The 19,626-nt window shown below is 65.5% G+C and carries 18 protein-coding genes; 6 read left to right on the top strand and 12 right to left on the bottom strand.

Annotation, left to right across the window (positions count from 1 at the left end):
• Nucleotides 1–31 precede the first annotated feature (31 nt).
• Nucleotides 32–1,024, bottom strand: a complete 993-nt coding sequence (locus AC6RIC_RS03010) for an LLM class flavin-dependent oxidoreductase (protein WP_499735046.1) — start codon at nt 1,022–1,024, stop codon at nt 32–34.
• Nucleotides 1,025–1,216: 192 nt separating this feature from the next.
• Here AC6RIC_RS03010 and AC6RIC_RS03005 point away from each other — a divergent pair, with 192 nt between their 5' ends.
• Nucleotides 1,217–1,399, top strand: coding sequence for a hypothetical protein (locus tag AC6RIC_RS03005; RefSeq protein WP_454654625.1), 183 nt, complete (start codon nt 1,217–1,219; stop codon nt 1,397–1,399).
• A 22-nt stretch (nt 1,400–1,421) separates the two neighbouring features.
• Here the strand turns inward: AC6RIC_RS03005 and serA are convergent, their stop codons facing one another.
• The 5 genes from serA to secA form a co-directional block, all read right to left on the bottom strand.
• On the bottom strand, nt 1,422–2,681 hold the full coding sequence (gene serA, locus AC6RIC_RS03000; protein WP_454654624.1) for a phosphoglycerate dehydrogenase: 1,260 nt from the start codon (nt 2,679–2,681) through the stop codon (nt 1,422–1,424).
• Between the two features lie 118 nt (nt 2,682–2,799).
• A complete protein-coding gene (locus tag AC6RIC_RS02995; protein WP_454654622.1) occupies nt 2,800–3,246 on the bottom strand; it encodes an NfeD family protein in 447 nt (148 codons plus the stop codon).
• Between the two features lie 12 nt (nt 3,247–3,258).
• Nucleotides 3,259–4,242, bottom strand: a complete 984-nt coding sequence (locus AC6RIC_RS02990; RefSeq protein WP_499736545.1) for an SPFH domain-containing protein — start codon at nt 4,240–4,242, stop codon at nt 3,259–3,261.
• Nucleotides 4,243–4,374: 132 nt separating this feature from the next.
• Complete coding sequence (locus tag AC6RIC_RS02985; protein WP_499735045.1) at nt 4,375–4,890, bottom strand: invasion associated locus B family protein; 516 nt, start codon at nt 4,888–4,890, stop codon at nt 4,375–4,377.
• A gap of 347 nt (nt 4,891–5,237) precedes the next feature.
• Entirely contained in the window at nt 5,238–8,012 is a 2,775-nt protein-coding gene (gene secA, locus AC6RIC_RS02980; protein ID WP_499735044.1) for a preprotein translocase subunit SecA, read from the bottom strand.
• A 358-nt stretch (nt 8,013–8,370) separates the two neighbouring features.
• Here secA and AC6RIC_RS02975 point away from each other — a divergent pair, with 358 nt between their 5' ends.
• From AC6RIC_RS02975 to mutT, 5 genes are all read left to right on the top strand, one after another.
• Nucleotides 8,371–9,210, top strand: a complete 840-nt coding sequence (locus tag AC6RIC_RS02975) for a peptidylprolyl isomerase (RefSeq protein ID WP_499735043.1) — start codon at nt 8,371–8,373, stop codon at nt 9,208–9,210.
• A gap of 162 nt (nt 9,211–9,372) precedes the next feature.
• The gene (argJ, locus tag AC6RIC_RS02970; protein WP_499735042.1) at nt 9,373–10,623 is read left to right on the top strand and encodes a bifunctional glutamate N-acetyltransferase/amino-acid acetyltransferase ArgJ; all 1,251 of its coding nucleotides are present in this window, start codon (nt 9,373–9,375) and stop codon (nt 10,621–10,623) included.
• Entirely contained in the window at nt 10,604–11,533 is a 930-nt protein-coding gene (locus AC6RIC_RS02965) for a DMT family transporter (RefSeq protein ID WP_499735041.1), read from the top strand. Before argJ ends, AC6RIC_RS02965 begins: the two co-directional genes overlap by 20 nt.
• Nucleotides 11,530–12,045 carry a carboxypeptidase regulatory-like domain-containing protein gene (locus AC6RIC_RS02960; protein ID WP_499735040.1) on the top strand — a complete coding sequence of 172 codons (516 nt, stop codon included), beginning with the start codon at nt 11,530–11,532 and terminating at the stop codon, nt 12,043–12,045. Before AC6RIC_RS02965 ends, AC6RIC_RS02960 begins: the two co-directional genes overlap by 4 nt.
• On the top strand, nt 12,042–12,458 hold the full coding sequence (gene mutT / locus AC6RIC_RS02955) for an 8-oxo-dGTP diphosphatase MutT (protein WP_499736544.1): 417 nt from the start codon (nt 12,042–12,044) through the stop codon (nt 12,456–12,458). Before AC6RIC_RS02960 ends, mutT begins: the two co-directional genes overlap by 4 nt.
• Nucleotides 12,459–12,473: 15 nt before the next feature.
• Here the strand turns inward: mutT and AC6RIC_RS02950 are convergent, their stop codons facing one another.
• The 6 genes from AC6RIC_RS02950 to AC6RIC_RS02925 form a co-directional block, all read right to left on the bottom strand.
• A complete protein-coding gene (locus AC6RIC_RS02950; protein ID WP_499735039.1) occupies nt 12,474–13,370 on the bottom strand; it encodes a S1 family serine peptidase in 897 nt (298 codons plus the stop codon).
• Between the two features lie 65 nt (nt 13,371–13,435).
• Entirely contained in the window at nt 13,436–14,584 is a 1,149-nt protein-coding gene (locus AC6RIC_RS02945) for a winged helix-turn-helix domain-containing protein (protein ID WP_499735038.1), read from the bottom strand.
• 88 nt (nt 14,585–14,672) lie between these two features.
• Nucleotides 14,673–14,990 (bottom strand): hypothetical protein, encoded by a 318-nt coding sequence (locus AC6RIC_RS02940; RefSeq protein WP_499735037.1) that lies wholly within the window; start codon nt 14,988–14,990, stop codon nt 14,673–14,675.
• A 42-nt stretch (nt 14,991–15,032) separates the two neighbouring features.
• Nucleotides 15,033–15,557: a CAP domain-containing protein gene (locus AC6RIC_RS02935; protein ID WP_499735036.1), complete on the bottom strand. Its 525-nt coding sequence runs from the start codon at nt 15,555–15,557 to the stop codon at nt 15,033–15,035.
• Between the two features lie 4 nt (nt 15,558–15,561).
• Entirely contained in the window at nt 15,562–18,183 is a 2,622-nt protein-coding gene (locus tag AC6RIC_RS02930) for a DUF3772 domain-containing protein (protein WP_499735035.1), read from the bottom strand.
• A gap of 213 nt (nt 18,184–18,396) precedes the next feature.
• A complete protein-coding gene (locus tag AC6RIC_RS02925; protein ID WP_499735034.1) occupies nt 18,397–19,491 on the bottom strand; it encodes an ROK family protein in 1,095 nt (364 codons plus the stop codon).
• Nucleotides 19,492–19,626 lie beyond the last annotated feature (135 nt).

The following is a 19,626-nucleotide window of genomic DNA, read 5'->3' as shown; positions in this document are numbered from 1 at the left end:
GGCGGCTACCCGCCCTCGTCAGAGCGAAGCCTTATCGCCCGAGTTCGCTCGCGATGCCGGCCACAAGTTCGAACGAGCGCTTGCGCTTGTCATGGTCGAAGATCGGCGCGGTGATCATGATCTCGTCCGCGCCGGTCTCGCGCACGAAGGCGCCGAGCGTGCGCTTCAGCGTGTCCGGCGAACCAATGAAGGCATAGCGCAGCATGCCCGAAACATGCGCCTTCTCGGCCGGCGACCAGTACTGCTCGATATCGTCGATCGGCGGCTGCAGCTTGCCGCGCGCACCACGGACCATGCCGACGAAGCGCTGCTGCAGAGAGGTCGCGAGATGGCGCGCCTCCTCATCCGTATCCGCCGCCACGACATTGATGCCCGGCATCGCATGCGGGGTTGCGAGCTGCTCGGATGGCTTGAAGCGTTCGCGATAGACCGCGAGCGCCTGCATCAGCGCATCCGGCGCGAAATGCGAGGCGAAGCTGTAGGGCAGCCCAAGCTCAGCCGCGAGTTGCGCGCCGAACAGGCCCGATCCGAGAATCCAGAGCGGGACGTTCAGCCCCTCGCCCGGCACGGCCCGGATCGCCTGGTTCGGCCCGGCCGGCGCGAACAGCGCCTGCAATTCGAGCACATCCTGCGGGAAGCTGTCCGATGACATCGGGCTGCGGCGCAGCGCCCGGAGCGTGAGCTGGTCGGTGCCGGGCGCGCGGCCGAGACCGAGATCGATCCGGCCCGGAAACAGCGCCTCGAGCGTGCCGAACTGCTCGGCGATGACGAGCGGCGCATGGTTCGGCAGCATGATGCCGCCGGCTCCGACGCGAATCCTGCTCGTCGTCGCAGCGAGCTGGCCGATCACCACCGAGGTCGCGGCGCTGGCGATGCCGACCATGTTGTGATGTTCCGCCACCCAGTAGCGGGTGTAGCCGAGCGCCTCGGCATGGCGGACCAGGTCGGTGGATTTCAGCAGCGCTTCGCGTGGCCCCTCCCCTTCGACGACGGGAACGAGATCGAGGACGGAGATCGCGACCATGACAGCCCCTGCAAGCTGGTACCGGAGGAGATCCGGCGGGAAGGCTAGGCTTCACCAGATGGGAAGGCTGCGCGCTCCGATCCAGAGGCCGGCGTGCTTCGTCATGGCTCGCCTGCGCTGGCGTTCTGGCGGAACGGGCCGGGCCTTGCCGCGTTTCCAACCGGAGACACCCATGCCGAAGGGAGCGCAACCATGACCGCCACCGCCAACCCCGCCAGGGAAAGCCTGCGCAAGGAGCAGAAGGAGCAGCGCAAGGCCGCGCGCGAGCACGGCAAGGATGCCGAGCTCGACCGGGCCCTGAAGGACACCTTCCCCGCCAGCGACCCCGTCGCGAGGCAGGAGCCGACCAAGCCCGGCTCCAAGGACAGGGGCTGAACGGACCCGATGAGGGTCGCCTCTAGTCGCGCTGATAGAGCAGCCGGGCGCGGATCGTGCCGTCGAGCGCGCGGATTTCCTTGAGGATGTCGCGCGCCTCGGCGCTGGAGACGCCGTCCGCCTCCATCACGACATAGCCGACCTCGCCGTCGGTCTGGTAGTTCTGAGCGGCGATATTGACCTGCCGGTTGGCGAAGACGTCGTTCAAACGCCGCAGCATGCCCGGCACGTTGCGCTGGACATGGATGAAGCGGGTGCCGATCGGGCGTGCCGGCAATTGCACCTGCGGGAAATTCACCGCGCCCACCGTCGAGCCGACATCGGAATAATCGACGAGCTTGCGCGCGACCTCGGCGCCGATGCGCTCCTGCGCCTCCTCGGTCGAGCCGCCGATATGCGGCGTCAGGATGACGTTGGAGAGCCCCTGCAGCGGCGTGACGAAGCGCTCGGCATTGGAGGCCGGCTCGACCGGGAAGACATCGACCGCCGCGCCCGCCAGATGGCCGCTTCTCAGCGCCGCCGCCACCGCATCGAGATCGACGACCGTGCCGCGCGAATTGTTGATGAGGTAAGCGCCCTTCTTCATCTTGGCGACCTGCGCCGCGCCGATCATGCCGGCGGTCTGCGGGGTCTCCGGCACATGCAGCGAGACGATGTCGGCGGCGCCGAGCAGGGCGTTCAGGCTCTTCGTCGGCTCGGTGTTGCCGTGCCGCAGCCGGTCGGTGTGATCGAAATAGATCACGCGCATGCCCATCGCCTCGGCCAGTGTCGAGAGCTGGCTGCCGATATTGCCGTAGCCGACGATGCCGAGCGTCTTGCCGCGCACCTCGAAGGAGCCGTTGGCCGACTTGTCCCAGCCGCCCTGATGCGCATCGCGCGAGCGGTCCGGAATGCGCCGGAGCAGCATCACGATCTCGCCGATGGTGAGCTCGGCGACGCTGCGGGTGTTGGAGAACGGCGCGTTGAAGACCGGGACGCCGCGCAGCCGCGCCGCCTCCAGGTCGACCTGATTGGTGCCGACCGAGAAGCAGCCGACGGCGAAGAGCCGGTCGGCCCCGGCGAAGATTTCCGGCGTGAGCTGGGTGCGCGAGCGGATGCCGAGCACATGCACGCCCTGGATCGCCTTGAGCAGGGCCTCGCGATCGAGCGCCTTCGGCAGCCTTTCGAGATTGCTGTAGCCGGCCTGCTCCAGCAGCTCGACGGCGGAATCGTTGATACCTTCCAGCAGCAGGACCTTGATGCGGTCCTTCGGAAGGGAAAGGCGTTCGCTGGGGCTGGTCATGACGGTGCGCTCGTGAAGGAGCGGTTGCTATAGTCCCCGCAACGCGGGAGGCCAACGCCCTGAACGCAATGCTGCTACGAAAAACCGCGCAGCGGATGCAAAAAGCTCATGGCAAGCTTCAGGCCTTCTCGACGACCAGTGTCGAGCCTTCGACCCTGACGACCTTGACCTCGGTTCCGGCCAGCAGCTCCGGCCCGACGATCCGCCAGGAGGAATCGCCGACGCGCACACGACCCTCGCCGCCCGCCATCGTCGTCTCCAGCCGGAAGACCCGGCCGATGAGTTGGCGGCCGCGATCATTGAGGCCGGTCGCGGCATCCGGCTCCTCGCCCTTGCGGCGCGTGAGCAGGCGCCCGGCAGCGACGCATGCGATGGCGAGAACCGCAAAGACGATACAGGCGGCCTGCCAGCCGAGCCCGAAGATGCCGACCATGGCGCCGGTAATGAGCGCCGCCAGCCCGAGCCAGATCAGGAAGACGCCGGGCGCCAGCATCTCGCCGCCGATCAGCACGAGCCCGAGAATGGCCCAGCTCCAGCCGCCCAGATTCGCGAACCAGTCGAACACGGCAGCCTCCGCTCAGGCGCCCGGACGGCCGGAGGTCGGCACCGAGCCGGCCCCGCCCCGGCGCTGCGCCGCCGCATCGTCGCCGAACACGGCTTTGGTGAGCTGGGCGATGCCGCCAACCGTACCGGCGAGCGAGGCGGCCTCGATCGGCACGATCACGACCTTGCTGTTCTGGCTCGAGGCGATTGCCTTCAGCGCATCGGTATAGCGTTCGGCGATCAGGAAGTTGGCGGCCTGGATATCGCCCTTGCCGATCGCCTCCGAAACCATGGCCGTCGCCGCCGCTTCGGCCTGCGCCAGCCTCTCGCGCGCTTCCGCGTCACGCAGCGCTGCTTCCTTGCGGCCCTCGGCGGCGAGAATCTGCGACTGCTTGGCGCCTTCAGCCTTCAGGATTTCCGCCTGCCGCAGGCCTTCCGCTTCGAGCACGGCGGCGCGCTTCTCGCGCTCGGCCTTCATCTGCCGGTTCATCGCGCCGGCGATATCGGCCGGCGGCAGGATGTCCCGGATCTCGATGCGGGTGACCTTGACGCCCCAGGGCGAGGCGGCGGCATCCATCACCCGCAGCAGCCGCTCGTTGATCTCGTCGCGATGCGACAGGAGCTGATCGAGGTCCATCGAGCCGACGACGGTGCGGATATTGGTCATGGTCAGAACCATCAGCGCATCGTGCAGCGAGGCGACCTCGTAGCAGGCCTTGGCGGCGTCGAGGACCTGGAAGAAGGCGGCGGCATCGATGCGCACGCCGGCATTGTCCTTGGTGATCGCCTCCTGCGAGGGAATGTCGAGCACCTGCTCCATGACATTCACCTTGTGGCCGATGCGATCGATATAGGGCACGATCAGGCCGAGGCCGGCGCTCAGCGTGCGCGAATAGCGGCCGAAGCGCTCGACGGTGTAGTTGAAGCCTTGGGGAACGGTGCGGACGCCCCGCGCGATCGTCAGGATGACCAGCGCCACGATGACGATCACGGCGATGTTGAAGCCCGACAGATCCATCTCGTCCCCCCAGCGGCGCCGGCGCGCCGTCATGCTCATCCGGCCCTCAAACTGGCGTTTGCGAGAGCCGTATGCAAGCGCGGGTCATGCAGGGCGAGCCATCCTCAATAACGGCTCGCCCCGAAATCCGCATCAGCTCTGCGTTGCGCTGGTATTGCAGCGCGCCAGCATGCGCGACGCCGCGGTCACGCCAGCAAGCGAGAACTGATAGGTGGTGACGTTGCCGCGCAGCGAGCGCGCCTCGAGCGTCATGGTGCGTCCGCCGCGCATCGCCTTGAGCAGCGCTGGCTCCCGCTCCAACCGTTCGAGCCAGGCATTGCTGCCTTCGGTCAGCATGCGGAAACTGTCATCGCCGATCGTGACGGTGACGACGGAGTCCTGGGCAAAATCATAGCCTGTCTGGAAGCTCGATTCCGTGTCGGAGGCTTTATTACCCGTTTGAACGAAGAAGAAGACTTCGCCATGACGCAAATTCGACGGTTCCTCCGACGAAGGTTTGCTCATGATGAAGCAACGCGACAGGTCACCCTTTGCGTAAGTGGCAGCATTCCAGTCGCCGAACTGCCCCAATGATTGCGGGCCCGCCGCCTGTACGCCCGTACCCGCCAGAATGGTGAGGCAGGCGGCCGAAAGCGCTGTCTTGAACATGGTCTCATCTCCTTTCATCGCGGCCAACTTGGAAAGGAGAGTCTTACCGAGGCGTAAATAAGGTCCGAACAATTCATGCGTCGATCCGGCGCAGGACGGGCTGGGCGGTCGCGAGGGCGAGACACTCGCGATCAGAACCACCCTTGTCATTCCGGGGCTTCGCGTAGCGAAGAACCCGGAAACCACGACCGGGTGAAACACTCAATGCCGCGCGGCAAGCCTCCCACCCAGTCGTGGATTCCGGGTTCACGCCTCCGGCGCGCCCCGGAATGACAAAGGTGGTCCGCCCCAAAACGACGATGCCCGGCACAGGGCCGGGCATCGGAAGCGGTCGGGAAGGCAATGCCTCAGGCGAACTGGCCGTGGCAGTGCTTGAACTTCTTGCCGGAGCCGCAAGGGCACGGCTCGTTGCGACCGACCTTGCCCCAGCTCTCCGGGTCTTCAGGGTTGCGGTCCAGCACCGTCGTTTCGGCATCCGTGGCGGCGAACTGCACGCCGGTCGCGCCATAATCGCCGAAGCCTGAGCCCGCCCCGTCCTGCGCCTGCATCGGCGCCTGGTCCTCGGGCTGGTCGAAGCGCACCTCGATGCGCGAGAGATGGCCCGTGACCTGCTGGCGCAGATGGCCGATCAGCCCATCGAACAGCTCGAAGGCCTCCTGCTTATATTCCTGCAGCGGGTCGCGCTGGGCGAGGCCGCGCCAGCCGATGACCTGGCGGAGATGGTCGAGCGTGACCAGATGCTCGCGCCAGAGATGGTCGAGCGACTGCAGCAGCACCTGCTTCTCGACATAGGTCATGACCTCGTCGGTGTTGCGCTCGATGCGGCCGGCATAATCCTCGTCGGCGAGCTTGCGGATGCGTTCGCGAATCTCGCTGTCGGCGATGCCCTCTTCCTTGGCCCAGTCCTCGATCGGCAGATCGAGGTTGAGATGCTGGATCACCTCCTGCTTGAGGCCGGCGCTGTCCCACTGCTCGGGATAGGCCTCTTCAGGGATGTGGCGGGCGACGACATCCTCGACCACGCCATGGCGCATGTCGTCGATGGTCTCGCGCACGCTCGCCTGCTTCATGAAATCGCGGCGCTGCTCGAACACGACCTTGCGCTGGTCGTTCATGACGTCGTCGTATTTCAGGATGTTCTTGCGGATGTCGAAGTTGCGCGCCTCGACCTTGCCTTGAGCCTTCTCGACGGCCTTGTTGATCCAGGGATGGACGATCGCCTCGTCCTCTTTCAGGCCGAGTTTGGTCAGCATCCCGTCCATCCGGTCGGAACCGAAGATGCGCATCAGGTCGTCCTGTAGCGACAGGAAGAACTTCGAGCGGCCGGGATCGCCCTGGCGGCCGGCACGGCCACGCAGCTGGTTGTCGATGCGCCGGCTCTCATGGCGCTCGGTGCCGACGATGTAGAGGCCGCCGGACTTGAGCACGCGCTGCTTGAACTCGGCCACCTCGGCGCGGATGGCGGCGGCCTTGGCGTCGCGCTCCGGACCCGGCTCCACGCCGGCAAGCTCATGGTTTATCCGCATCTCGGCATTGCCGCCGAGCTGGATGTCGGTGCCGCGGCCAGCCATGTTGGTGGCGATGGTGATCGCGCCGGGCACGCCGGCCTGTGCGACGATATAGGCTTCCTGCTCGTGGAAGCGGGCGTTCAGCACGGCGAAGGCCTTGGTGGTCCTGCCCTCGCGCGCGGCCTGATAGACCGGCTCCAGCGCCTTGGGATCGGTGAAGTCGAGAAGCTTGTAGCCCGCCTTCTCCAGCATTTCGGCGATGAGCTCCGAACGCTCGATCGAGGTGGTGCCGACCAGCAACGGCTGGCCATTGGCCTGTGCGGCCTGAATCTCGCGGATCACGCCGCGCACCTTCTCCTCGAAGGTGCGGTAGACCTCGTCGTCCTCGTCCTTGCGGGCGATCGGGACGTTGGTCGGGATCTCGACGACCTCGAGCTTGTAGATCTGGAAGAACTCGTCGGCCTCGGTCGCCGCCGTGCCGGTCATGCCGGCGAGCTTGGCGTAGAGGCGGAAATAGTTCTGGAAGGTGATCGAGGCCAGCGTCGCGTTCTCGGGCTGGACGGTGACGCTCTCCTTGGCTTCCAGTGCCTGGTGCAGGCCTTCCGAATAGCGCCGGCCCGGCATCATGCGGCCGGTGAACTCGTCGATGATCACGACCTCGTCGCCGCGGACGATGTAGTCCTTGTCGCGGGTGAACAGCGAATGCGCCCGCAGCGCCTGATTGACGTGGTGGACCAGCGTGACGTTGTGGGCGTCATAGAGGTCGCCCTCTTTCAGGATCCCGGCCTCGCGCAGCAGTTCCTCGATATGGTCGTTGCCGGCCTCGGTCAGCGCGACCGTGCGCTGCTTCTCGTCAACCTCGTAATCGGCCGGGACGAGGCCGGGCAGCACCTTGTCGATCGAGACATAGAGCTCGGACTTGTCGTCGAGCGGGCCGGAGATGATCAGCGGCGTGCGGGCTTCGTCGACCAGGATCGAGTCGACCTCGTCGACGATCGCGAAATGGTGGCCGCGCTGGCTCATCTGCGCGGTGTCGTACTTCATGTTGTCGCGCAGGTAGTCGAAGCCGAACTCGTTGTTCGTGCCGTAGGTGATGTCGCAGGCATAGGCGCGCTGGCGCTCCTCGTCGTCGAGCCCGTGCACGATGATGCCGACGGTCAGGCCGAGGAAATTATAGAGCTTTGCCATCCACTCGGCGTCGCGCCGAGCGAGGTAGTCGTTGACGGTGACGACATGGACGCCCTTGCCTTCGAGCGCATTCAGATAGGTCGGCAGGGTCGCGACCAGCGTCTTGCCTTCGCCGGTCTTCATCTCGGCGATGGCGCCCTCATGCAGCACCATGCCGCCGACGAGCTGGACGTCGTAGGGCCGCTGGCCGAGCACGCGCTTGGCCGCCTCGCGCACCGTGGCGAAGGCCGGCACCAAGAGGTCGTCGAGCTTCTTGCCCTCGGCGATCTGCTTCTTGAACTCTTCGGTGCGCGCCTTCAGGGCCTCGTCGCTCAGCGCGGCGATCTCTTTCTCCAGCGCGTTGATCGCGGCGACGCGGGGCTGGTAGCCCTTGACGCGGCGGTCATTCGACGAGCCGAAGAGTTTCTTTGCGAGCGCGCCAAGCATGTTGGGCCTTTCAGGTGATGCGTTGAGCCCCCGGCCGGCGCGTATCGCTTGTCGCGCGCGAACCGGAGGTTCGGTATTCTCGAAATGCGACCGCGTGTTTAGACGCGAGCGCGGGCAGGGTCCAGCGTGCGTTTCGACCAATCGGCAGTGAAACGGCAAGTGAATTCGGCTCCCGATGTGGGGTTTTTCCGCCCCGCTTCCAAGAGCGGCGCGCAAGATCGTCGGACGCTGCGGCATCCAGGCCGGTGCAAAGCTGCGTGATCGGCCGTCGTGATCGCCTGAACCGCCTTGCCTTTGCCGCGTTCATCGGGCAGTGCAGCCGCCAAACCGCCTCGGTTCCGACGAAAGGCCGTCATTCATGAGCTCAGCCCGTTTCATCGCCGTCCTCGGCTTCGCGCTGCTGGCGGGCCCGGCCTTCGCCCAGGCCGACAAGGTCGTCGCCAAGGTCGACGGCATCGCCATCACCGAGAAGGACATCCAGCTCGCCTCCGAGGATCTCGGCGAGCGCCTCGCCCAGCTCCCCGAGGAGCGCAAGCGCGACGAAGTCATCAACTATCTCGTCGATCTCAAGCTCGGCGCCAAGGCCGCGGCCGAGGCCAAGATCGGCGATACGCCCGATTTCGCCGCCCGCCTCGCCTATTACCGCGAGAAGGTGCTGCTCGACGAATTCCTGACCCGCGAGGGCAAGAAGGCCGTCACGGCTGAAGCCGCCAAGAAGCTCTTCGACGACACCACCAAGGCCATGACGCCTGAGGAAGAGGCCCATGCCCGCCACATCCTCGTCGAAGACGAGGCGCAGGCCAAGGCCGCCGTCGCGCGGCTGAAGAAGGGCGAGGACTTCGCCAAGGTCGCGGCCGAACTCTCCAAGGACCCGGGCTCGGGCAAGGAGGGCGGCGATCTCGGATGGTTCACCAAGGACCGCATGGTGCCGGAATTCGCTGAAGCCGCCTTCAAGCTGAAGAAGGGTGAAGTTTCCGAGCCGGTGAAGAGCCAGTTCGGCTGGCACGTCATCAAGCTCGAGGACAAGCGCTCCAAGCCGCTGCCGGATTTCGCCGCGGTGAAGCCGCAGATCGACCAGTATCTCGAGCGCAAGGCCCAGCAGGACCTCGTCCTCGCCATGCGCGAGAAGGCCAAGGTCGAGCGCCTCGACAAGCCGGCTGCGGACGCCGCCAAACCGGCCGAGCCGAAGAAGAACTGAGCGCTTCGCTCGATACCACGCAATTTTGAAGGGCGGCCCTTGTGGCCGCCCTTCTTGTTTTCGTCATCGGCCTGCGGCAGAGGGGCTTTCGAACGAGACGCGCTACCCGGCGAACGCACGATTCGCCGGTGTTCCAGCAGCGCTCCGCAGGAGGAAGTCGCGATGGCCGGCAAGGATGTCCCCGTTTCCCCGCTCGCGCCGAAGCGCCAGCCCAAGGTGCCGCCGATTCCGGGCGTACGCTTCGCCACCGCCGAGGCCGGCATCCGCTACAAGGGCCGCCAGGACGTCTGGTTCGCGCTGCTCGACGAGGGCACGCAGGTCGCAGGCGTCTTCACCCGCTCGAAATGCCCCTCCGCCCCGGTCGACTGGTGCCGCGAGAACCTGGGCCAAGGCTCCGCACGCGCCGTCGTCGTGAATTCCGGCAATGCCAACGCCTTCACCGGCCTCAAGGGGCGTGACGCGGTCAAGCTTACCGCCGAGATCGCCGCCAAGGCCGCCGGCTGCAAGCCTCAGGAGGTCTTCATCGCCTCGACCGGCGTGATCGGCGAGCCGCTCGACGCCACCAAGTTCAAGGGCGTGCTCGACGAGTGCGCCAAACGCGCTGCCGACGGTCCCTGGATCGACGCCGCCCGCGCGATCATGACCACCGACACCTTCCCGAAGGCGCTGACCCGCAGGGCCAAGATCGACGGCAAGGAAGTCGTGATCGCCGGCATCGCCAAGGGCGCCGGTATGATCGCCCCGGACATGGCGACGATGCTGTCCTTCGTCTTCACCGATGCGCCGATCGCCGCTCCCGTGCTCCAGGCCCTGCTCTCCAAGGGCGTGAAGGGCTCGTTCAACGCGGTCACCGTCGACAGCGACACCTCGACCTCGGACACGCTGATGCTGTTCGCGACGGGCAAGGCGGCGGCGCGCGGCGTCCCCGCCATCACCGAGATCAACGATGCCCGCCTGTCCGGCTTCAAGCGCGCGCTGAACTCGATCCTGCTGGAGCTCGCCCATCTCGTCTGCAAGGACGGCGAAGGCGCCCGCAAGTTCGTCGAGGTGCGCGTCTCCGGCGCGGCCTCCGCCCGTTCGGCCAAGCGCGTCGCACTCTCGATCGCCAATTCGCCGCTGGTCAAGACCGCCATCGCCGGCGAGGACGCCAATTGGGGCCGCGTCGTCATGGCCGTCGGCAAGGCCGGCGAACCGGCCGATCGCGACAGGCTCGATATCGGCTTCGGCGATATCGTCGTGGCCAAGCAGGGCGCGCGCGCGCCATCCTACGACGAGGTCGCGGTCTCCGACTACATGAAGGGTGACAATATCGTCATCACCGCCGATCTCGGGCTGGGACGCGGCAAGGCCACGGTCTGGACCTGCGACCTGACCAAGGCCTATGTCGAGATCAATGGCGACTACCGCTCCTGAGGCTCCGGCCTCGCGGGAGCCGAGCCGCAGCTTCATTGCCGCCCACCTGCTCGTCACCGCGATTTTCTGGGGGTCGAGCTTCCTGTTCATCAAGCTGATGAGCGGACAGGTCTCGCCCTTCGCCATCGCGGCGGGGCGCGGCCTGCTCGGCGCGGTTTCGCTCGCGCTCTGGCTGCGCTGGCTCGGCCAGAGCCCGCTGCCCCGCCGCCACGAGATCCGCCACTGGCTGGTCCTCGGCGCGACCAATGGCTGGATCCCGAATATCCTGACGGCCTACGCCCTGATCCAGCTTGCCAGCGGCCCGGCAGCGATGATCCAGGCGGCCGGGCCGCTCGTCACGGCGATCGTCGCGCATCTGATCTTCGCCGAGGAGCGCTTGAGCGGACGACGCCTCGGCGGCATCCTGATCGGGCTTGCCGGCGTCGCTCTGCTGATCGGTCCCCGGCTGTTCGAAGGCGGCGCCACCAGCCTCAGCGTCCTCGCGATGGTCGCGACCATGCTGAGCTATGCGGCCGGCAATATCTATGTCCGGGCCGTGCCGGCCCCGGCCGGCGATCCGATGCGCCTCGCACTCGGCCAGCAGGTCGTCTCCGGGCTCAGCGCCTCGCTTCTGGCTCTGCTCTTCGCCGGGCCGGCGGCCTTTCTGCCCCTGCGCGACCATTGGGCTGCCATGCTCGCCCTCGGGGTCGTCTGCACGGCAATCCCGATGACGGTGTTCATGCGCCTGATCCGGGCGGCCGGTCCGACGCGCGCGGCGATGACCGGCTATCTCGTACCCACGGTCGCCGCGGTCATGGGCGTTCTCGTTCTCGGCGAAACGCTGGAGTTGCGGCAGATCGCCGCCGGCTGCATCATCCTGATCGGCGTCTTCCTGGTGACGATGGCGCCGCGTCGGGTGGGGGCTGCATGAAGATCGGAATTGTCGCGGCGACCGCTCTGGTCGGCGCCATCGTGGCGGGCTGCGTCGACCGCAAGCCGGCAACCGTGGCCTTCTCCACCGAGGAGGCCGCCTTCATCAAGAAGACCGGCACGGGCGTGATCGTCGGCCATGCCTTCCGCACCAAGCCGAGCGGCGTGGTGGTCAATGCCGCCGGGCAGGTCGTGCGCCTCATTCCCGATACCGCCTTCGCCCGCGAACGCTTCGCCAATCTCTACGGCAAGGGCAAATACGTGCCCCATAGCGGCTATCCGCGCGAGGACGAGGTCGATCCCGCCTATTCCGAATACATCCGCACGACCAAGGCCGAGGCCAATGGCCGCTTCGCCTTCGACAAGGTCGCGCCGGGCAGCTATTTCCTGACCACGCAGGTGATCTGGGGCGAGGAGACGGCCTTCACCCGCGAGGGCGGCTCGGTCTATGACAGCGTCACGCTGACGGGTAAGGAGACCGAGCCCGTCCAGGTCATCCTCTCCGGCAACTGAGTTCCCCTGTGAAGCTGCTTCTCGTCGTCGCCTGCGCCCTGATCGATGCCGACAACCGCGTCCTCGTCACGCAACGCCCGGAAGGCAAGGCCTTGGCAGGCCTCTGGGAGTTCCCCGGCGGCAAGCTCGAAGCGGGCGAGCGGCCGGAGCCCGCGCTGATCCGCGAACTCTCCGAGGAGCTCGGCATCACCGTGAAGGAGAACTGCCTCGCGCCGCTGACCTTCGCGAGCTACGCCTATCCCGAATTCCACCTGCTGATGCCGCTCTATATCTGCCGGCGCTGGCAGGGCACGGCCATGTCGCGTGAGGGCCAGGCGCTGAAATGGGTTCGCCCCGGCAAATTGCGCGACCTCGCCATGCCTCCGGCCGACGAGCCGCTCATTCCGCCGCTGATCGACCTTCTGGGAGCGTGAAGCTAAACTCCCGTTTCATTGGGATATTCCCGCAGGAAAACCATCCCAACGCGAGGCCAATATTCTCAATTTTTCTTCAGCGCCCTCATTAAGAAGACCTCCATCAAATATTTCTCTAAGCTTCCATGCGGGCACAATGGCCATCATACCAGTATTAACCAAAACTTGCATTCTATTAGGGTCCGTTGGATTGATAGGCCTCCCAAGACTGTCGCAAACAGGTTGCCAATCATTGATATGCCCCCAATTAATACCAAGTAACCATGGACCGTGATTTAACAAAATCTTATCAGCCCAGCCAGAAACACCTGACCGTATTGATCCAGGCGGAATAAAGCAAAATACTGGAGATCCACTATATCCACCCACCGAACGCGACTCCACAAGGAAACTTTCTTGTAGGAAGCCATTATCTTGACGGATTGGCTCCCACGGCATCTGAGCAATATTCCCAAACCTTACAGTCGGGAGGTTTTTAATACTACCCTCATGATTCACGAAGCGACCAACAGCAAAAGTTTTATCACCAGGGCCAATATTATAATTATCTAATATCTCTTTCGTAATAAAATTATTTAATCCAAAGTGCTTAAATTTAAACTTCCTGTAATCATGCAATAAAAAACACACAGCAACGTCATCGCCATCAGGATGGAACACCCAATCCCTCTCGTCTAGATCAATTACCTCAATACCACCACTAGATGAGACCAATCTAAGTGTATTATTCCCATTATTAGCAACATGCTTGTTTGTAACTACAAATAAAAAAGGGACATCATTTCCAAAAATATTAATATAATGTCCAATCAAAAAACCACTACCGCCTGACTTAATACCCTTCTCAGCATCAGATTCCGATGCGTAAAGATAAACAACACAATCCAGATAGCGGTCATCAATTCTTGACATATCGATCTCTTAAAGAAAGCCGGCCTATAGAGCGCAGAACTTAATGAACGAAGATACGATTGGCATCAACCATCTAGCTGGAAACGCTCGAAGCGCTGCAGCTCCTCCTCGATCGCCATCTTCAGCGCCAGCGTCTCACAGCCCTCCAGCCAGGTCCATTGCTGCATCAGGAGCTTGCCGGCCGCCCGGTCGGTCTTGAGGTCGAGCACCGCCACGACGCGCTCGCCGGCCAGCACCGGCAGGCCGAAATAGCCGTAGATCCGCTTCTCCTTCGGCAGATAGGCCTCGAAGACATGGGCATAGTCGAGGAAGAGCTTCGCCCGCTTGCGCTGGATCATCAGCGGGTCGAAGGGCGAGAGGATATGGATGAGCGTTTCGTCCGGCGCGGACAGCGGTTCCAGCGCGGCTGGATTGGCCCAGTGCTGCGTCTTGCCGGCCCTCTCCACGGCGACGGGCACGAGGACCCGGCGCTTGACGCGGGCGGCAATCAGCTCGGCCACCGCCTTCTTCGAGGGCGCGTCGAGATGGCAGATCGAATCCAGGCTGACCAGCCCCTGCGCCGTCAACGCCCGGTCGAGAAGATAGGCGGTGATCTGCCGCTCGCTCGCAGGCGTCGGCTTCTTCTCCCACTGGAAGTGCCGGTCGAACAATTCATAGGTCTTGACCATGCCGGCGCGCGCCGAGATCGCGAGCTCGCCATCGTAGAAGGCCCGTTCCAGCAGGCCCTTGGATGGCTTCTTGCTGGCCCAGAGATGCGCCTTCTCGATCAGCTCCTCCTCGATGTCGCGGATCGACAGCGCCCCGTCCCTGCGGATGCGGCGTAGAAGCTTGCGCGTCTCCTCGCGGGCGCCGACCGCCGACCAGCGCTTCGGCTCCTCGCGATGCGCCTTCATCCCCGGCAGGAAATAACGGATGTCGCGGGTGGGCACATAGGCCAGCGCATGCGTCCAGTATTCGAAGACGCTCTTCGAGGCCGATTGCAGATGGGCGAGGTCGGCCCGGCGATAGGCGGGAATGCGGGCATAGAGAATATGGTGGTGGCAGCGCTCGATCACGTTGATCGTGTCGATCTGGACATAGCCGAGATGCTCGATCGCGGCCCGTGCCGCCTCCGGCCCGGCGCCAAAGGGATCACGTCGGTCGAGCTGCTGGGCGCGAAGCCAGATGCGGCGGGCCTGCTCGGCAGGAAGGGAGATCGGCTTGCGCGGGGGCATGGGCGCAAGCTAGCCGCACCGGTCGCATCCGGTAAGAGGCTGAAGGCGCCGCCGCTGACAGGATCTGGCGGGAGTGTCGCGCAGCCCCTCAGAACTCGCCACTCAAGCCCATCCGCGCGCCGCCGAAACTGTTGCCGGTCAGGCTGACGCCGGCATTGATCGCAACGGGAATGGCCACGTCGAGCCGATGCGCCACGGCGAAGCCCGCCGCCCGACTGGGCGCTGGCCGCTCCCGGCAGAGCGAAGGCCGCGAATAGGGCAAGCGCAAGCGGACGGCGTGACATCCGCGCTCCTCCGGAATGATCCCGAAGCAGGAACGATCGGACAGAGCGCAAGAATAGGTTGCATATGGTTGCACAACCGGAAACTCACAACCAACGGCTGCGATAGTGACGGTGACAACCATCAGCCCTTCGCCGGCTGGATGGCTCTTGCCAGACGTTGTCGGTTACGGCGCGACGATCAGTGCCCAGTAGACCTGATATTTCGAGCCGGGCGCATAGGCCGTGGCGATGCCCATGCGCTTGGCCTTCGCATCCTTCATGACGCGATCATGCTGGGGCGAATCCCGCCAGCCCGAAAAGGCTTCGGCGAGGCGGCGATAGCCGGCCGAGAGATTGGCCTCTCCCCCCGGCTGACCCTCGCGGGCGAGGCGCGCCTTGACCGCGTCCGCCTGGGCCGGTTTGTCCGAGCCGGCCATGGCGGTGGCTTCGCGCTGCGCCGCAGCGACCAGCGCGGGATCCAGCACGAGGGGCCCGAGCCCCGCATTGAGCCGGTACGCTGAGATCATCGCCCGCGCCTGCTCCGTATCGACCTGAGCCGAGGCCGAGCCGAGATCGCGATAGAAGGCCGGCTGGCCCTGCCGCTGCGGCTCAACGCAGCCGGCAATGCCGAGGATCGCAAGGGCGCCGGCAAGCGCGGCCGGGCAGGTCATCGTGCGCGAAGCTGCGGCGCGGCGGAAAAGGCTGGGCATCCGATCATTCCTTGCTGTCATCCTTGGCCGGCTCGGGCGCCGGGGCGGGAGCGGGCTTGCTGGCCTCTGCCTCCTCCTCCTCGGGCTCCTCCACCGCAACCGGCTTGCGCGAACGGCGCGCCGGAGCGGCTGCCGCAGGCTTCGGCGCTTCGCGCTTCACGCGGCTGCGCGCGCCCTCTCGCTGTCCAACCGCCTCGGCGATGCTGCCGAGCGAGTGCTCGACGCCTTCCAGCCCACGCACCATCAGCTCGGGCACTGCGGCGGCCGGCTCCATCTCGGCGAGGCGCTTGTGGATCGCGAAATTCAGGTCGCTGTTGACGCGTCCGGTGATCTCGACGTCGCCGACCACACAGACGAGCTCGAAATCCATCGTCGTGGTGCCGAGCTTCTTGAACATCACCGCCGGCGGCGGCTTCTGCATGACATCGCCATGGTTCGAGGCGACTTCGGACAGCATCGCCCGCACCTGGCCGGCATCCAGCGATCGCGGCACGGTGAGCGCGATCAGCACGCGGCCCGTGCGGTCGTTGCGGACGCGGTTGCGGACAATACCGGAGATCAGGTTCGAGTTCGGGACGATCACGGTCGCCCGGTCGAAGGTCGCGATCTCCGTCGAACGCACATTGATGCGCTTGACGATACCCTCGACGTCGCCGACCAGCACCTGGTCGCCGACCCGGATCGGCCGCTCCCAGAGCAGGATCAGGCCCGAGACGAAATTCGACACCACCGATTGCAGGCCGAAACCGATACCGACGGACAGGGCCGAGGCGACGAGCGTCAGGCGCTCCAGGCTCAGGCCCACCGCCGAGACCGTGATCGCCGCCGCCGCGATGTAGCCGATATAGCCGGCCGCCGTCGTGATCGAGTTGCGCAGGCCGGGATCGAGCGTCGTCGTCGGCAGGAACTGGTTCTCGAGCCAGCGCTGCATCGCCCGCGTCGCGCCGATGCCCATCGCAAAGACGATCGCGCCGACGACGATGGTCGAGAGCGAGACCGTGACCCCACCGACCTGGAAGCCGAAGAAGGCCGCGCGCAACGAAACCAGGAAATCGCTGGATTCAAGCCCCCAGGGCGCCAGGATGAGCAGCAGCGTCACCGCGATCAGCAGGAGCTTCAGCACGCCGACGCCGATGACCGAGATCTTGTCGAGCGTGGCCGCGCGCAGGCCCATGCCCGCCTTCAGCGTCAGGGCGAAGCGCCCCTTGCCGCCGAAGAGCCGGGGAATGCCGAGATCGATGAACAGGAAGACCAGCAGGAACAGGCAGGCGACGATGCCGACCCAGAGTGTCTGCTCGGCCAGGAAGGCAGCGAAGATGACATAGCCGGTGAATGTGGCGGCGATGATGCCGAAGCCGATGATCCAGCCGATGATGCGGACCGGCCCGAGGCTTGCGCCATCCACCGGGACATAGGGGCCGAGACAGGCCTCCTGCTCGACCTCTTCGTCGTCGCGGATTTGGTAGAGCCCGGCGATCAGGGCGAGCGCGAACAGGATGGCAAAGAACGCCTTCACGATGATCGAGACGGCAAGGCCGGCAGCGATGGCTTGCAGCCAGGCCTCGAAGACCTTGCCGACCGACATCACCGCCGCGAGCGAGCTCGCGATCCAGACGACGCTGCGCGCCGTCGAATCCATCACCTTGACGAGCCGCCTTTGCGGGCTCGACGGCGCGAACAGCGCGTCGGCGAGCGCCTGCACGAAAGCGAAGAAGGCGAGACCGACAACGACGGCCCAGATCACCGGCTGGATGCGCGGCGGCAGGAGCCCCGTGGTGTTCAGGGCCTTGTAGATCAGCCAACTCGCCAGCACCGGCGGTGCCGCACCCGCGACGATATGGGCGAGCGCGATATAGAGGCAATGCAGGTTGTCGGTGTCCTGCGTGTTGCTGAAGCGGGCCTTGAAGCGCGGCAGGTAGCGAGCCCGCGCCAGGTAGAGCAGGAGCGCCCCGATCAGGGCCAGCGCGACCACCGCGCCGCGCATGCCGGAGAAGGCTTCGCTGACGCCCTCCAGCCAGCCGCCGAAGATATAGCCGGAGGCGCGAAGGTCTTCTGGCGCGGTAGCGATCGCGTTGCTCCAGACCTCCGGATTCACCACGGAGGGACCGGGGGCGAACAGTTGCTTGGCGAAAATTTCGCGGCGCTTGTCACCGATATTGCTCTGCAATTGCTCGGCCTGGAGCAACGAGGCCTTGGCGAGTTTCAGCGTCTCGTCGGCATCGGCGAAGGCCTTGGCCCGCGCTTCACGGTCGCGGACGATCTCGGCGCTTTCCGCAGGTGCGCTCGCTTCGGGCTTCGGGCCAAGCTGGTCGAGCCGGAGTTTGGCCTGCTCGACGCGCGGCGTCTGCTCGTCGATGATCAGGCGCAATTGATCGAGCGAGGGCTGCAGGCGCAGGCGCAGGCGCTGCAATTCGGCATCGCTCGGATTGGGCGAGGCCAGCGTCGTCTCGATCTGGGCGAGGTCGGCGCGGACATTGTCCAGCCGGGCGCGCAGGCTGCCCGGATCGGGCGCCGTCTGGGCCAGGGCCGAGCCGGACACCGCGCAGGCCATGGCAACGAGGAGCAGGCAGGCCGCCAGAAAGCCTCGCAGGCTCGAAAACGACGCTTGCGTCCTGCGCGCTGCCATGGCGATGCGGCCCTGTCCGTCCAGTTGATTCGGCTCCGGCTCGACCCTCGGCACAGCCATGCGCGCAAGGCAAGATGAAGAGCGGAATTCGACCGGCACGAAGGGCTCCAGGGCTCGCGGATTCGGAAAGGGCGGGGAGACAGGCCCCGCCGCCTCATCCCTGTAAAACGCGACCTGAAGATGGCAGAGGCGCCGCTTTCGACGGCATGCCGCTCAATCGCGCCCCGTGCTCCCGGGCTTGGCGCGGTTGCGATAGCTCGCATTGCCGAGGCCGGTGCCGATCGTCAGCACCGCCCAGTTCTCGACATCCTGCATCGCCGGCATCTCGCTCAACCCTTGGATCACGGCATCGTTGTGCATCACGATCTCGGTCTCGTGCTCTCCGATCTCCGGTACGAGCGCACGGATGCTGTCGACGAGGTTGAAACGGCTGCTTTCCCAGTTGCCGGGCAGGTTCTGGGCGCCACGATCGATCGCGGCGTCGGGCTGGATCAATCCGGGGCAACCGACACCGATAAAGGGCGCCACCCGCAAGCCCTCCTTCTCGGCGTTACCGATCTGCTCGCGCAGCATCTTGCCCAGCCGCTCGATCGCCTCGTCCCGGCCCGGTTTCTCGTCGGCATGGCGCCAGAGCTCGGATTGCCAGACCCGCGCCTTGCTCAGGTCCGGCGCCTTCTTCTGGCGGAGCTCGACGATGCCGGCGCGGATGTTCGAGCCGCCGATATCGACGGCCACGAGGCTGTCATAGGCCTCGAAGATCCATTTCGGCGCGAGATGCGCACTGCCGACGAGCCCCGCCTCGTCGGGATGGTGGCTGATCGGCACGAGGTCGAGATCGCGCCCCTCTGTCCGCAGGATGATGGCGGCGCGCGCGATGGCGAGTTCGCCGACCCGGCTCTCGCGAAAGCCGCCGCCGACCACGATCCGCTCGATCTCGGCCCAGCTCTTCAAGCGGGTAAAGCGGCGGATGACGAAGGCGAGCGATTGCGCGAAGCCCTCGATGGCGCTGAGCACCAACGCCGCTTCTCTCGCGTCCCCATCCTGCAACAGCGCGTCGAGTTCCTTCTTACCGATCTCGTCGGTCTTGCCCTCCAGCGGGTCGTCGCCATTGCGCTTGAGATGGCGGCGCAGCGCGTCGAGATGCTCGATGAAGGCGCCGCGACTCGCCTTGTCGCCGACGAAACCGTCATCGTCCCGGACCTCCAGATTGTAGCTGGTGACCACGACGGAGGGCAGCTCGGCAGCGCCATGCGGCCCTGTCGCGGCCTTGGCCGCATTGCGTGACGTCTCGGCGGTCGCCGTGGCCATGATCTTCCCCCTCGCTCGATGCGGATCAGCGGAGGCAACCCGCCGGCAGAGGCAGCGGTTCCCGGACGGGGCGTGCGCCGCATGCAGCCCGCCCACGCCTCATCCGCTCGCCGCAGCGGTTGACCGCCATCGCGA

This window comes from Allobosea sp. TBD101 (assembly GCF_059817965.1).
This window is presented reverse-complemented; position numbering and strand designations above follow the sequence as displayed.